General features: G+C 63.7%; 11 protein-coding genes. 1 reads left to right on the top strand and 10 read right to left on the bottom strand.

All coding sequences use genetic code 11. The annotated features are described in order from the left end of the window. Nucleotides 1-8: 8 nt before the first annotated feature. The gene (locus tag CAP37_RS17470) at nucleotides 9-1346 is read right to left on the bottom strand and encodes a tetratricopeptide repeat protein (protein ID WP_143435968.1); all 1338 of its coding nucleotides are present in this window, start codon (nucleotides 1344-1346) and stop codon (nucleotides 9-11) included. A gap of 120 nt (nucleotides 1347-1466) precedes the next feature. Beyond that, on the bottom strand, nucleotides 1467-3146 hold the full coding sequence (locus tag CAP37_RS17465) for an alpha/beta hydrolase (RefSeq protein ID WP_179190268.1): 1680 nt from the start codon (nucleotides 3144-3146) through the stop codon (nucleotides 1467-1469). A gap of 274 nt (nucleotides 3147-3420) precedes the next feature. Here CAP37_RS17465 and rpoH point away from each other — a divergent pair, with 274 nt between their 5' ends. Beyond that, entirely contained in the window at nucleotides 3421-4368 is a 948-nt protein-coding gene (gene rpoH, locus CAP37_RS17460) for an RNA polymerase sigma factor RpoH (protein WP_086125481.1), read from the top strand. Between the two features lie 66 nt (nucleotides 4369-4434). On the opposite strand, the gene lysS is transcribed toward rpoH, so the two are convergent. From lysS to CAP37_RS17420, 8 genes are all read right to left on the bottom strand, one after another. Further along, complete coding sequence (gene lysS / locus CAP37_RS17455) at nucleotides 4435-5988, bottom strand: lysine--tRNA ligase (RefSeq protein WP_086125480.1); 1554 nt, start codon at nucleotides 5986-5988, stop codon at nucleotides 4435-4437. Nucleotides 5989-6064: 76 nt separating this feature from the next. Further along, nucleotides 6065-6781: an ABC transporter ATP-binding protein gene (locus tag CAP37_RS17450; RefSeq protein WP_086125479.1), complete on the bottom strand. Its 717-nt coding sequence runs from the start codon at nucleotides 6779-6781 to the stop codon at nucleotides 6065-6067. A gap of 16 nt (nucleotides 6782-6797) precedes the next feature. After that, nucleotides 6798-7568 carry an ABC transporter ATP-binding protein gene (locus CAP37_RS17445; RefSeq protein ID WP_086125478.1) on the bottom strand — a complete coding sequence of 257 codons (771 nt, stop codon included), beginning with the start codon at nucleotides 7566-7568 and terminating at the stop codon, nucleotides 6798-6800. Nucleotides 7569-7581: 13 nt separating this feature from the next. Next, nucleotides 7582-8667, bottom strand: a complete 1086-nt coding sequence (locus CAP37_RS17440; RefSeq protein ID WP_086125477.1) for a branched-chain amino acid ABC transporter permease — start codon at nucleotides 8665-8667, stop codon at nucleotides 7582-7584. 18 nt (nucleotides 8668-8685) lie between these two features. After that, nucleotides 8686-9615 (bottom strand): branched-chain amino acid ABC transporter permease, encoded by a 930-nt coding sequence (locus CAP37_RS17435; protein WP_086125476.1) that lies wholly within the window; start codon nucleotides 9613-9615, stop codon nucleotides 8686-8688. 228 nt (nucleotides 9616-9843) lie between these two features. Then, complete coding sequence (locus CAP37_RS17430; protein WP_256927034.1) at nucleotides 9844-11136, bottom strand: replication-associated recombination protein A; 1293 nt, start codon at nucleotides 11134-11136, stop codon at nucleotides 9844-9846. Nucleotides 11137-11160: 24 nt separating this feature from the next. Continuing rightward, the gene (lolA, locus tag CAP37_RS17425) at nucleotides 11161-11796 is read right to left on the bottom strand and encodes an outer membrane lipoprotein chaperone LolA (protein ID WP_086125590.1); all 636 of its coding nucleotides are present in this window, start codon (nucleotides 11794-11796) and stop codon (nucleotides 11161-11163) included. A gap of 45 nt (nucleotides 11797-11841) precedes the next feature. Next, a complete protein-coding gene (locus CAP37_RS17420) occupies nucleotides 11842-14193 on the bottom strand; it encodes a DNA translocase FtsK (RefSeq protein ID WP_086125475.1) in 2352 nt (783 codons plus the stop codon). Between the last annotated feature and the right edge of the window lie 50 nt (nucleotides 14194-14243).

Below are 14243 nucleotides of genomic sequence, written 5' to 3'. Positions count from 1 at the left end.
GTGTTCTCTCAGGCCGGCGTGGTGCGGCGCTCAGACAGGCTCCAGGGTCTTGTGCTTTGCAGCGGCGTGATCGGCAGCTGGTGCACCTGCCGCTGTGCCTGCAGTGCCTTGGCCAATGCGTGCTGTCCATCGCGCCGGGCCGCCTCTTGCGCGGTCAGCGTGAGCAGGTCACGCTGGGCGTGGCTGCCGCCGAGCGCCTGCGCCACCGGCAACACCGGCAACAGCAGGTCAACACAAAGTGCGTGCTGCCCGGCCACCATGGCGGCCATGGCGTTGCGAGCGGGGATGGTCACAGCACTCCATTCGGCGTAAGCACCGGGGCGCGCTTCTGCGGCGGCGGCGGCCCGCTCCAGTTGACGCATGCCCTCTTCGTCTCCCGCAGCGGCAAAGCTGATGGCGGCATGCACATCGAAGAACCCCATTGCGCCAAACAGGCCCTGCGTGCGCCAGCGTTGCGCCAGCGTCGCCCAACGCGGGCCCACATCCACGCCTCGCATCGCCAGGCGCCACAACAGCGCGCTGGCGTCTGCCAGGTCCAGTGCCAGCGCGGTGGGCGACGGCGTCACGGCCTGGTCATAGAGCGCCAGTGCGGCGGCGTGCTCGCCACGGGCCAGGTGCATCAGCGCCAGGTGCCAGTGGTTGTGCACGGCCAGACCGTTGTTGGCTTCCCAGGCGCTGCGGGTGGCGTTCATCCACTGGATGCCGTCGGCCGCGCGACCCTGCATTTCGCACACATGGGCCACGGCGTGGATCGCCCAGGTGTCGTGCGGTTGCATCACCACCGCGCGGCGCCCCACCTCTTCGGCCTGTTCGTAAGCGAAGCACTCTTCCAGACCGAAGGCCTGCATGCCCAGCACATAGCCGTAGCCCGCGTCGCTCTCGCTCCAGGCGGGCAGCACCCGGGCAATGCGGTCGCGCAGCATCGTGGTGCGGCCCAGCGCCAGGTCGGCGGTGTGCGCAAGCTGCAGGGCCAGCAGGTCGCGCGGATGCTCGATGAGATGTCGATCGAGCTGGCGGTTCCCATCGTTCATGTCGCCAGCGGCCCAGGCGCGCAGCGCAGCGTGCAGCGATTGTTCGCGCGCGGTCGGTGCAAGCGGGCTGGCTGCGGCCTGCTCCAGGCTGGCGAGCGCTGGTGCGTTCATCTGCGGGTCGTAGGTGGCCAGCATCATGCCGGCCATCAACAGATGACCAGAAATGAAGTCGGGGTCCTGCTGCAGGGCCGGTGTGAGCACGGCGACGGGATCGGCGCGGTAGCTGTTGAGCAGATCGAGCGTCTGGTCGTAGGCGCGTGCCGAGTTGGCGTGCACGGTGGACAGCGTTTCGCCACGAAGGTCTTTGAAAGTCACGGTGATTCTCCAGAGGGTGATGAAGGTGGGCCCGACGTGTGCGTCGGGCATCGGCAGCGGCCCTGTGGCCAACCGATGCACCCAGCTTAGGAAGCGACCGTCCGCTGACAGTCCTCTGGCTCAGGGAACCTGGCGATGCGCCCGCACGAAGCGCTCGATCTCGTCCAGCGCGGCGCTGGTGTCGCCATACCAGAGGGGATGGTCGACGCCCTCCAGGAGAACGAGTCGGGCGCCCGGAATGTGCTCGGCAAGGTAGCGCGCCGCGCCTTCGCGCACGATGAGATCGCCCTCGCGCTGCAGCACCAGCGTGGGCACGCGCAGCGCGGGCAGGCGATCGCACACGTCCATGCCGCCGAGCGCGCGCAGCAACAAGGGAATGCCGTTCTTGGACGCCGATTGGCGCAACATGCGCGCCCACCAGTCGCGGGTGGGCTGGTCGTTCGCCATCGAGGGGGCGAACTGCGCAAGGCTGGTGGCACCGCCCCAGGATGATTGCAGCTCGTGCAACCATTTTTTCTGCTGCTGCTCGGTGAGTGCCCATGGATAGTCGGGTGACCAGGTGCCGCGCGCCCCGCTTCCGTAGAGCATGAGGCCCTGCACGCGAGTGGGGAACACCGACGCGTACTCGACCGCGATGGCCCCACCGACCGAATTGCCCAGCAGCCACAACTGCTCCACACCCAGCGCCCGGCGCACCGCATCGATGTCTTCCACCCCCGCGCGCGTGGACTGCTGCTGATCGACACGATCGGACAGGCCAGTGCCTCGGCGATCGACGAGCACCACTCGAAAGGAGCGCGCCAGGCGATCAAGAATCGCGCGGATGCGCGGCTCTTCCCACGACACCTCCAGGTGCGACCAGAGCCCGAAAAGGATCACCAGCGTGGTGTCGCCACCGCCCAGCTCGAGATAGGCCACCGAGCCATCCACCGTATCGGCAAACCGGATGGGTGGCGACAGGCTGGGGCGTGCCGCGCGCTGCTCAGGCAACACGGTGAGCTGCGCCCTGGCGTCCGCATAGGCCGCCTCGATCTGAGCTGAAGGCCGAATGCCCAGCTCGCTGCGCAGCACTTCGGCACAGGCGAAGTAAGCGGCCTCGACGCCGGCTGCATCACCGAGCCGGGAACGCGCGGTGAGCAGCACGGCGTGGCCCAGGTCAGACAGCGCATCGATATCGATCAACCGGATGGCGACTTCGGCGGCGAGTGCGGGCTCGCCGCTGGCGCACAGATGTTCCGCCGCGCGGCTGAGCGCGCGCACCACCAGGCGTTCCTGCTCGCCGGAGCGTGCATCCAGCCAGGCGCTGAACACATCGGAGTCGAGCTCGAAGCCGTTCAGCACCTGGTGCGAATCACTCGTCAGCAAGTCCTCCAGTGACTCTCGGGCACGGGCGCCGGGGGGTGTGGCCAGCCATTGCTGGGCGCCCTGGCGAACGCGGGCAACGTCGGACATCGCGCCCTCTCCCATGCCGTCGAGCCACAGCGCATCGGCGTCGCCCAGCAGCAGATCGAGCCCAAGCACACCGTTGACCTCGTGACACAAGCGGCGCAAACGGGCGCGCGCGGTTTCCGGTGGTGCGTCGGGCCACAGCGTTTCGGCCAGCTGAGTCCGGGCCACCTTGCGCGCCAGTTCGCTCAGGTACACCAGCAAGGCCAGCCCTCGCTTGAGCTTCAGGGGTCTGGGATGACCGTCAACCCAGATCTCCGGGTAGCCTTTGCAACGAATGTCGACGCGGCCCCGCACACCGGCCTCCAGCGAGGCGGCGGCATGCTTTGCATCGATCGTCGCAGCGGTGACCATGGAAAAAATTGTAGGTGCCAGGCAGACCACCATGCGCCCGTGCGTCGGGCGGAGCGCGGGCGCCTGGCATGAGCGTCAACTGAAAGTTAGCGCAAACTCGCTATCAATTTTATATAAATCAACGATTTACCACACTGCGCTGGGCGCAGGCCGCCGCTATTTCCCCAGCGCCACAGCCAGAAACCGCAGCCCATCAGTGGCCAGGAACTTGTCTCTTAGCACTCGCTCATAGAGAGTGCTAATATTCTTGACTGAATACCTGAGGAGGGTTCCTATGTCTCACTCTCTTGCCCCTATCGCTTCCGCCACCAATGGCTCGCTCGCCGTGGCCAACCCCTGGGCGCTGGTGCCGCCACTGGGCAATCTGGACGCCTACATTTCCGCGGTGAACCGCTTGCCGCTGCTCACGCTGGAGCAGGAGCAGCAGGCTGCGCGCAGCCTGCGCGACAACAACGATCTGGAGGCCGCCAGCCAGCTGGTGATGTCCCACCTGCGCCTGGTCGTTTCCATTTCCCGCCAGTACCTGGGCTACGGGCTGCCCCATGGCGACCTGATCCAGGAGGGCAACGTGGGCCTGATGAAGGCCGTGAAGCGCTTCGATCCCGATCAGGGCGTGCGGCTGGTGAGCTACGCCATGCACTGGATCAAGGCCGAGATTCACGAATACGTGCTCAAGAACTGGCGCATGGTCAAGCTGGCCACCACCAAGGCACAGCGCAAGCTGTTCTTCAACCTGCGTTCGCGCAAGCAGGGCTTCCGGGCCGACGCGCTCGATGGTGACACCCACCGCGATGTGCTGTCCGACGGCGAAGTGGGCGTGATGGCTCGCGAGCTCAACGTGAAGCCGGAAGAAGTCCGCGAGATGGAAACCCGCCTCTCTGGCGGTGACGTGGTGCTCGACCCCGCTCCGGGTGACGACGGCGAGGACAGCTTCGGCCCCATCGCGTACCTGGCCGACGCCACGCATGAACCCACCGCCGTGCTCGAATCCGCGCAGCGCGACCTGCTCGCCACGGAGGGCGTGGCCATGGCGATGGGCGAACTCGACGAGCGTTCGCGCCGCATCGTCAGCGAACGCTGGCTGAAGGTGAACGACGACGGGTCCGGCGGCATGACACTCCACGAGCTGGCGGCCGAGTACGGCGTCAGCGCCGAGCGGGTGCGCCAGATCGAGGTGGCGGCCATGAAGAAGATGCGCAAGGCGCTGGCCGCTTACGCCTGAACGTTTTCATCCCAAAGAAAAGAAGCCGCCCGAGGGCGGCTTCTTTCATGGTGAGCCCGTGGCAGATCAGTGCTCGCGGCGCAGCGCGGGAAACAGGATCACGTCCCGGATGCTGGGGCTGTCGGTCAACAGCATCATCAAGCGGTCAATTCCGATGCCGCAACCACCTGCCGGCGGCATGCCGTACTCCAGTGCCCGGATGTAGTCGGCATCAAAAAACATGGCTTCCTCATCGCCGCCGTCCTTGGCTGAAGCCTGCGCCTGGAATCGCGCTGCCTGATCTTCGGCATCGTTCAGCTCCGAAAACGCGTTGCCAAACTCGCGGCCGGTGATGTAGAGCTCGAAGCGCTCGGTGACCTCCGGGTTCGCATCGTTGGCGCGAGCCAGCGGCGAAATCTCGGTGGGGTGGTCCATGATGAAGGTCGGATTCCAGAGCTTGTCTTCGACCTTCTCTTCGAAATACAAGACCTGCAAACTCGGCAGACTGCGGCCTGAAAGATGGTGTTTCTCTTCGCTCAAGCCCAGCTTCTTCAACTGGCCTGTCAACCATGCGGAATCGTCCACCTGGTCGCCGGCGTCGGTGTACTTCGCGATGGCTTCGCGAATCGTCAGCCGCTCGAAGGGCGACTCCACGTCCACCGGCTGGCCCTGGTAGGTGAGCGGCTCGTTGCCTCGCACCTGGCGCACCACGTGGCGAATGAGCTGTTCGTTGAAGTCCATCAGGTCCTGGTAGTTCCAGTACGCCGCGTAGAACTCCATCATGGTGAACTCGGGGTTGTGGCGAACGCTGATGCCTTCGTTGCGGAAGTTGCGGTTGATCTCGAACACGCGATCGAATCCACCCACCAGCAGGCGCTTGAGGTACAGCTCGGGCGCGATGCGCAGAAACATCTCCTGGTCGAGCGCGTTGTGGTGCGTCTTGAACGGCTTGGCATTCGCACCACCGGGAATCGGGTGCAGCATCGGCGTCTCCACTTCCAGGAAGCCATGGCTCACCATGAAATCGCGGATGCTGGAAAGCGCCTGACTGCGCGCCACGAAGCGCTTGCGCGCCGCCTCGTCGGTCATCAGATCCACATAACGCTGGCGGTACTTGATTTCCTGGTCGGCGATGCCGTGGAACTTGTCGGGCAGAGGACGCAGGCTTTTCGTGATGAGGCGGATGCGGTTGGCCTGAATGGTGAGCTCACCGGTACGGGTGCGCATCAGCACACCTTCGACCGCGATGATGTCGCCGAGGTCCCAATGCTTGAACGCGTTGTGGATGTCCTCACCCACGCCATCGTTGTTCACATAAATCTGAATGCGGCCGCCAGAAGGCCCAAACGATGCGTCCTGCACGGTGGCAAAACTGGCCTTGCCCATCACGCGCTTGAGCATCATTCGCCCAGCCACGCTGACCTTCACGGATTCGGCTTCCAGCGCTTCCTTGGTTGCCTCGCCGTACTTCGCGACCAGATCAGCGGCCCTGTTCGCCGGCTTGAAGTCGTTGGGGAACGCCACACCCAGCCCCTGTTTTTGCGACTCCCGCAGGGCCTTGAGCTTCTCGCGGCGTTCGGCGATGAGCTGGTTTTCGTCGTGCGCGGACGCGCCGGAATCGGGGGTGTGGGCTTGGGTCATGAATGAAAAGAGGGTTGAGCACTGGTGTGCGCAACCCTCGATTGTAGTTTTGAGCGGGCTTGCGTCCGCCCCGGCCTCATTCGCCTAGATAAGCGGCCCGCACCTTGGGGTCGTCCAGCATGTCACGGCCAACGCCGGTCATGATGATTTCGCCGGAGTCCATGACATAGGCGCGGTCGGCGATCTGCAGTGCACGGCGAGCGTTCTGCTCGACCAGCAGGATGGTCACGCCCTGTGAGGACACATCGCGAACCACTTCAAAGATCTTGTCGACCATGATGGGCGAAAGGCCCATGGATGGCTCATCGAGCAACAGCACCTTGGGCTGGCTCATGAGTGCACGCGCCATGGCGAGCATCTGCTGCTCGCCTCCACTCATGGTGCCGGCCAGCTGGTCCTTGCGTTCGCGCAGCCGAGGAAAGATGCCGAACATGCGCTCGATATCCTGCGCGATGCCGGCCTTGTCCCTGCGGATGTAGGCGCCCATCTGCAGGTTTTCGGTGATGGTCATGCGCGTGAACACGCCACGGCCTTCCGGCACCATGGCCAGGCCTTGCTTGACCAGGTCCCAGGCGCCTTTGCCCTTGATGCTTTGACCCTGGTATTCGATGTCGCCGGCTTCATAGGCCAGCGAGCCCGTCACCGCCTTCATGGTGGTGGTCTTGCCGGCGCCGTTGGAGCCAATGAGCGAGATCAGTTCGCCCTCGCGCACTTCCAGATCGACGCCCTTGACGGCCTTGATGCCGCCATAAGACACCTTGAGGCCGCTGATTTTGAGGAGTGTGTTTGCCATATGCATGAATCCTTGATCAGTGGCCGCCCGTGCCGAGGTAGGCCTCGATCACCTTGGGGTCCCTCTGTACGTCCGCGGGAGAGCCGGAAGACAGTTGCTTGCCGTAGTCGAGCACGGTGACGCGGTCGCAAAGACCCATCACCAGTTTCACGTCGTGCTCGATCAGCAGAATGGTGCGGTTGTCTTTGCGAATGCGGTCGATGAGTTCGCGCAGCTGAACCTTCTCGGTGGCGTTCATGCCGGCAGCAGGCTCGTCGAGTGCAATCAACTGAGGGTCGGTCGCCAGCGCTCGGGCGATTTCCAGGCGACGCTGGTCGCCGTAGCTCAGGGTGCGCGACTTGTAGTCGGCAAATTTCTCGATGCCCACGTAGGCGAGCAGCTCGCGCGCCCGGGCGGTAATGGCCGCCTCTTCGCGCTTGAACCCGGGCGTGCGCAGCACCGCGCCGATCAGGCCCGAATGGGTGCGCACATGGCGCCCGACCATCACGTTTTCCAGCGCTGTCATTTCGGCGAAAAGCCGGATGTTCTGGAAGGTACGGGCGATGCCGGCCTTGGCCACTTCGTGCACAGCGCTGGGCGTGTAAGGCTTGCCCGCGAGTTCGAAAGAGCCGCTGTCGGGCGTGTACAGGCCGGTGAGCACGTTGAAGAACGTGGTTTTGCCGGCGCCATTGGGACCGATCAGGCCGTAGACCTGCCCGCGCTTGATTTCGATACCCACGTCGCTCAGCGCCTGCAGGCCGCCAAAGCGCTTGGATACGTTCGCTACCTTGAGGATGGTGTCGCTCATTTTTATTCTCCGCTCACTTGCTCAAGGACTTGCCGTGCTCGGGCGCTGGCCACAAGCCTTTGGGTCGAATGAGCATCACGACCACCATGGCCAGTGCGATCAACAACTGCCTCAGGATCTCGGGCGCCAGGCGGCCGTCGGTCATGGCCGTCAAGGGGTGCGCCACATGGCGAAGCAGTTCGGGCAGACCGGCCAGCAGCAAGGCGCCGAGGATGACACCTGGAATGTGGCCGATGCCGCCGAGCACCACCATGGCCACCACCATCACGGACTCCATCAGGGAGAAGGATTCGGGGGAGACAAATCGCTGGAACGACGCGAACAGCACGCCGGAAACCCCACCGAACGAAGCACCCATGCCGAAAGCCAGCAGCTTGAGGTTGCGCGTGTTCAGGCCCATGGCCTTGGCGGCAATCTCGTCTTCACGAATCGCCATCCAGGCGCGGCCAATGCGCGAGTCCTGCAGGCGGTACGAGATGATCACCGCGAGCACCACGAAGAACAGGAACAGGTAGTAATACAGCGTGACTGGCTGGAAGGAGTAGTCACCAATGGTCAGGCGCTTGCCGAGGTCCAGGCCGAACACCGAGATCGTGTCGATCTGGCTGATGCCCTTGGGGCCGTTGGTGATGTTCACCGGACGGTCCATGTTCAGCAGGAAGATGCGGATGATCTCGCCGAAGCCCAACGTGATGATGGCCAGGTAGTCGCCACGCAGCTTGAGCGTGGGCGCACCGAGGATCATGCCCACCACGCCCGCAACGATTGCCGCCAGAATCATCACCCACCAGATGCTGTAGTGAAGCCCGTCCGGAAACATCGCCTTGATGGCGGGGAATGTGTCGGCCAGATGGGGCGAACCCAACAGCGCAAAGACATACGCACCCACGGCGAAGAACGCGATGTATCCAAGGTCGAGCAGACCCGCGTAACCCACCACGATGTTCAGGCCCAGGGCCAGCAGCACGTAGAGAAGGGCGATGTCCAGGATGCGGACCCAGGAATTGCTCCCGGTGGATTGCAGGATGATGGGCAACAGCAGCAAGGCCGCGGCCGCGATCAGGAAGACGATGAATTTGCCGGTTTTCGTGTTCAGCATGGTGCTTCTCCCTTCCGGTCAGGCGCGGTCGGCCACGCGTTCGCCCAGCAGGCCCGAGGGGCGCAGCGTGAGCACAATGGCCAGCACGATGAAGGCAAAGATATCGGTGTACTGACTGCCCAGCACGCCACCGGTCAGCTTGCCCAGGTAACCCGCACCCAGCGACTCGATCAGCCCCAGTGCGATGCCGCCCACCACGGCGCCGGCAAGGTTGCCGATGCCGCCCATGACAGCCGCCACAAAGGCCTTAAGCCCCGGCATGAAGCCCATCGCGTGCTGCACGGTGCCGTAGTTGGAAGCCCACATCACGCCGGCAATGGCCGCCAGCATGGCGCCGATGATGAAGGTGGCGGAGATGACAACGTCGGGCTTGATGCCCATGAGCGCGGCGACGCGGGGATTTTCTGCCGTGGCCCGCATGGCGCGGCCCAGGTTGGTGCGGTTGACCAGCCACATGAGGACTGCCAGCGTGATCGCCGTGGTCGCGAGGATGACGACTTGAGTGACGGACACCACGGCGCCAGCGAACTCGATCGGCTCACGCGACAGCATGGACGGATAGGACTTCGGATTCGGCGCCCAGATGATCATCGCGAAGGTCTGTAGCAGCAGCGACATGCCGATGGCGGTGATCAGGGGCGCGAGCCGGTTCGAGTTGCGAAGAGGCCGGTAGGCGAGCTTCTCGATCGAGAAATTCAGGATGGCACAAACCACCATGGCGATGACCGTGGCAAAGAGCAGGACCATCCAGGTCGGCATGCCGGTGGAGGCGTCCATCATCCAGCCAATGACGGTCCAGCTGGTGAGGGCCCCCACCATCAGCACGTCGCCGTGCGCAAAGTTGATCAGCCCGATGATGCCGTAGACCATGGTGTAACCCAGGGCTACCAGCGCATACATGCTGCCCAGCACCAGACCGTTGATGATCTGCTGAAGCAAAACTTCCATGAAGGTTCTCCGTGTTTGTGATCAGCCACTTGCGTTGTGCGCCAGGGCCTGCTTCAAGCTAGCAAAAAACCCGCCAGACTTGACCTAGTAACAGGACAGACTGCGGGTTGGTGGGCGATTGTAGCTAGGCGGTTTCGGGCTCCCCATGCGTGTAAGCCCCTAGCAGGCGCGGGTTAACCCTGAATTCGACGACGCCAGTGGAGCTGCATCAGCGGGTTACCCATTCCATTAGCTATTGTGATCGTTACGGGCCTTGATCTCCCGCAACTTATCACCAATGCGCAATTCCAGGCCACGAGTTACCGGCTGGTAGAAACCAGGATCGGCCATACCCTCCGGCAGGTAGCGCTCACCCGCCGCAATGCCGCCTTCTTCATCGTGCGCGTACCGATATCCCTTGCCGTAGTCGAGCGACTTCATCAGCTGGGTCGGCGCATTGCGCAAATGCATCGGAACGGGTCGCGTACCGTCCTTCTTGACGAACGCCCTGGCGGCGTTGAACGCTTTGTAGACCGCGTTGGACTTGGGAGCCACCGCCAGATAGATCACACATTCGGCCAGCGCCAACTCGCCTTCCGGGCTGCCCAGCCGTTCGTAGACTTCGGCTGCGTCCAGCGCCAGGCGCAGGGCCCGCGGATCGGCCAGACCGATGTCTTCGCTGGCCATGCGGATGAGTCGCCTGGCCATGTACCGAGGGTCGGCGCCCCCATCCAGCATGCGCACGAGCCAATACAGTGCGGCGTCCGGGTCCGATCCACGCACGCTTTTGTGCAGTGCGCTGATGGTGTCGTAAAACTGCTCGCCGCCTTTGTCGTAGCGGCGCATGCGTTCGCCCAGCACCTTGAGCAGCCATTCATCCGTCACTTCGGCCAGCTTCTCTCTAGCGGCCGCCACCGCCAGCGTCTCCAGCGTGTTGAGCAAACGGCGCGCGTCACCATCGGCGTAGGCAATCAACCGATCGGCCGCCGCTGCTTCTACCGGCGGCACAGCGTCGATGGCGCGGGCTTTCGCCACGATCAGACGCAGGTCGTCTTCAGTGAGGGGCTGAAGCACATACACCGCCGCGCGCGACAGCAAGGCCGAATTGACCTCGAACGATGGGTTTTCGGTCGTGGCACCGATGAAGGTGAACAACCCGCTCTCCACATGCGGCAGAAACGCGTCCTGCTGGCTCTTGTTGAAACGGTGCACTTCGTCAACGAACAGGATGGTGCGCTGCGAGGTGAGACCGCTGCGTGCCAGTTCGGCACGCTCCACCGCCTCGCGAATGTCCTTGACGCCGCCGAGCACCGCACTGATGGTGATGAACTGGGCATCGAAGGCGTCTGCCATCAGACGTGCGATGGTGGTCTTGCCCACGCCGGGCGGCCCCCAGAGGATGCAGCTGTGCGGCTGGCCGGATTCAAAGGCCAGGCGCAAGGCCATGCCCTCCCCCAGCATGTGCTGCTGTCCAACCACGTCGGCCAGGGTTCGAGGGCGCAGGCGCTCCGCCAGCGGAACGTGGTCACCGGCAACAGACACGGGGATGACTCGCGAAAAACCGGCTCAGGGCCGGATGACCGAAGCGCCGGGCGGTGGCTGAAACTTGAAATCGGCTGTCTTCAGGGCGGCGTTGTCGCGCCACTCGCTGAAGGTGAGCACCGAGCGCTGGCCCAGGCTGTCCTCGATGTCGAGCACCGAAAGCCGGCCCTGGCGAAAGCCGACGCGCACCATCTGCAGCTGGCCATTGCGGTCCTTCGGCTTGGCTTCCAGCCATTCAAGGCCGTCGCGAGCGGGGGCGGCCTTGAGCTCAAACGCCTCCGACAAGCCCTTCATATCGGCGCCCGATGCGATCAACGCCGCAGGTGTGCTGCCCAGCGCGTCCTTCTGCGAACGCGAAGTGACCTGGTTCAGATCCACGTCGTGCAACCACAGGGTCTGACCATCGGCAACGATGGTCTGCTCGAATGGCTTGGTGTACTGGAACCGGAAGAGATTGGGGCGCAGAAACTCGAAGCGGCCGTTGGAGGTTTTGCTGCGCGCCGTGGTTTCAGTGCTGCGCTTGGGCGAGGTCACCACTTGCGTGAAGCTGGCCTGGCCGCTGCTGACCTCGCGCAGAAATTTTTCCAGATCCTGCAAACCGTCGGCCTGCGCACCGAAACTGGACCAAGCGAGGACACCAGCGAGAAGTAGTTGTTTCATCATGAAGTGTCTGACCCGTTGGCGCTCATTTGGTTGCAGGCGGGTTCAATCGCCACGCGACGGCATGAGGATGTCGCGCTGGCCGCTGGAGGTGAGCGAGCTCACCAATCCCGCCTTCTCCATGTCTTCCAGCAGCCGAGCGGCCCGGTTGTAACCAATCTTGAGCTTGCGCTGCACGTAGGAAATACTGGCCTTGCGGTCCTTGAGCACGATCTCCACCGCCTGGTCGTAGAGCGCGTCCTTTTCACCTCCGCTCTCGCCTCCACCCTCGCCGAACAGGTCGCCACCGTCGCCATCGCCCGTACCGCCTTCGAGCACGCCATCGATGTAATTGGGTTCACCACCCTGTTCTTTCAGGTAGGCCACCACGCGGTGCACTTCCTCGTCGCTCACAAAAGCGCCGTGCACGCGGATCGGGAAGCCGGAGCCCGACGGCATGTAGAGCATGTCACCCATGCCGAGCAAACTCTCAGCGCCCATCTGGTCGAGAATGGTGCGGCTGTCGATCTTGCTGCTCACCTGGAAAGAAAGGCGTGTGGGAATATTGGCCTTGATCAGACCGGTGATCACATCCACGCTGGGTCGCTGCGTGGCCAAAATCAGGTGAATGCCGGCCGCGCGCGCCTTTTGTGCCAGGCGGGCAATGAGTTCCTCGATCTTTTTGCCCACCACCATCATCAGGTCGGCGAGTTCGTCGATCACCACCACGATGTAAGGCAGGCGCTCCAGCGGTTCCGGCTGCTCGGGCGTCAAGCTGAACGGATTGCCGATGATCTCGCCGCGCGCTGTGGCATCGTCGATCTTGGCGTTGAAGCCCGCAAGGTTGCGCACGCCCAGCTTGCTCATCAGCTTGTAGCGCTTCTCCATTTCGGCCACGCACCAGTTCAGCCCGTTGGCCGCGTGCTTCATGTCCGTGACCACCGGCGCAAGCAGGTGCGGAATGCCTTCATAGACACTCATCTCCAGCATCTTCGGATCAATCAGCAGCAAGCGCACATCGCGCGCGTCGGCCTTGTACAGCAGCGAGAGAATCATGGCGTTGATGCCGACCGACTTGCCCGAGCCGGTGGTGCCCGCCACCAGGCAGTGCGGCATCCTGGCCAGGTCGGCCACGATGGGCTGACCGCCAATGTCCTTGCCCAAGCCCATGGTCAACATGGACTTCGCATCGTTGTAGACCTGAGAGCCCAGGATTTCGCTGAGCTTGATGGTCTGGCGCTTGGCATTGGGCAGTTCCAGCGCCATCAGGTTCTTGCCGGGAATGGTCTCGATCACCCGGATGGAGACCAGCGAGAGCGAGCGAGCCAGATCGCGCCCGAGGTTGACGATCTGCGAGCCCTTCACACCCGTGGCCGGTTCAATTTCGTAGCGCGTGATCACCGGACCTGGCGCGGCAGCCACCACGCGCACGTCGACGCCGAAATCCTTGAGCTTCTTCTCGATGAGGCGACTGGTCATCTCCAGCGTCTGGCTGTCCACGCCGGCTTGATGCAGCGGTGCGCTGTCGAGCAGATCGACCTGAGGCAGCTTGCTGTCGGGCATCTCGGAGAAGAGCGGCTTCTGGCGCTCTTTGGCCACGCGCTCGCTCTTGGGCACATCAACCAGGGCGGGTTCGATCACCACTGGCGTCGGATGCAGTTCCTCGATCTCGACGCGTTCAACCTTCACCACCTCTTCGCGCTCGCGCGCCGCCTTCTCGCCAATGCGCTGATCTTCCACCGCCTCGCGTTTTTCGCGGCGAGCTTCAAACCAGCCATCCAGCGTGTGCCCCACCACCTCGGCCCAATGGCCCCAGGAAAAGCGGAACACGGCCGGCAGACAGGCGAGCAACAGAGCCAGCATGGCGATGGCCGCGCCGTTGAAGCCGAGCCAGCGTGTGGTCACCGATCCCAATGCATGTCCCAGCACGCCGCCGGCATGGTCGGGCAGCAACGCTTCCAGGCGGTACAAGCGGCTCCACTCCAGCACCGTGCTGGCCACCAGCATCATCGCCAGCCCCAGCGCATACAAGCCACGGCGTGCCCACGGACGCTGCCAAGGCCGCAAGGCGTCGAGTTCTTGCGCCGTAGGCTCTGGCGTGCCCCGGATCCAGCGCGCAAGCGCCGACAACCAGGACCGCACACCAGCCAGGAAACACCACCATACCGAAAAGCCCAGCAGGTAGTAGCTCCCGTCGGACAACAGCGCACCCAGGCGACCGCCCCAATTGCCCACTTCGGCCGAGGTTCCGGTGGTGCTCCAAGCCGGGTCGGCGAGCGAATGACTCAACAGGGCAAGCAGCCAGAAAAGCAACGCCGCAGCCCCCAGCACCAGAACGATCTCCTGGGCAAAACGCGACACGCCCACCGCAGGCGCGGCGCTGCGATCGGCATTGAGGGTGTTCAGTGAATAGGTCATGAGCCTTGCGGATTTTCTGCCGCAAGCTTACCCCATGGAGGGGCCTGGAC

This window comes from Hydrogenophaga sp. IBVHS1 (assembly GCF_002127265.1).
In the GTDB taxonomy this organism is placed as follows: domain Bacteria; phylum Pseudomonadota; class Gammaproteobacteria; order Burkholderiales; family Burkholderiaceae_C; genus Hydrogenophaga.
The sequence above is the reverse complement of the archived record's forward strand: the minus strand, read 5'-3'. Positions and strand labels throughout refer to the sequence as shown.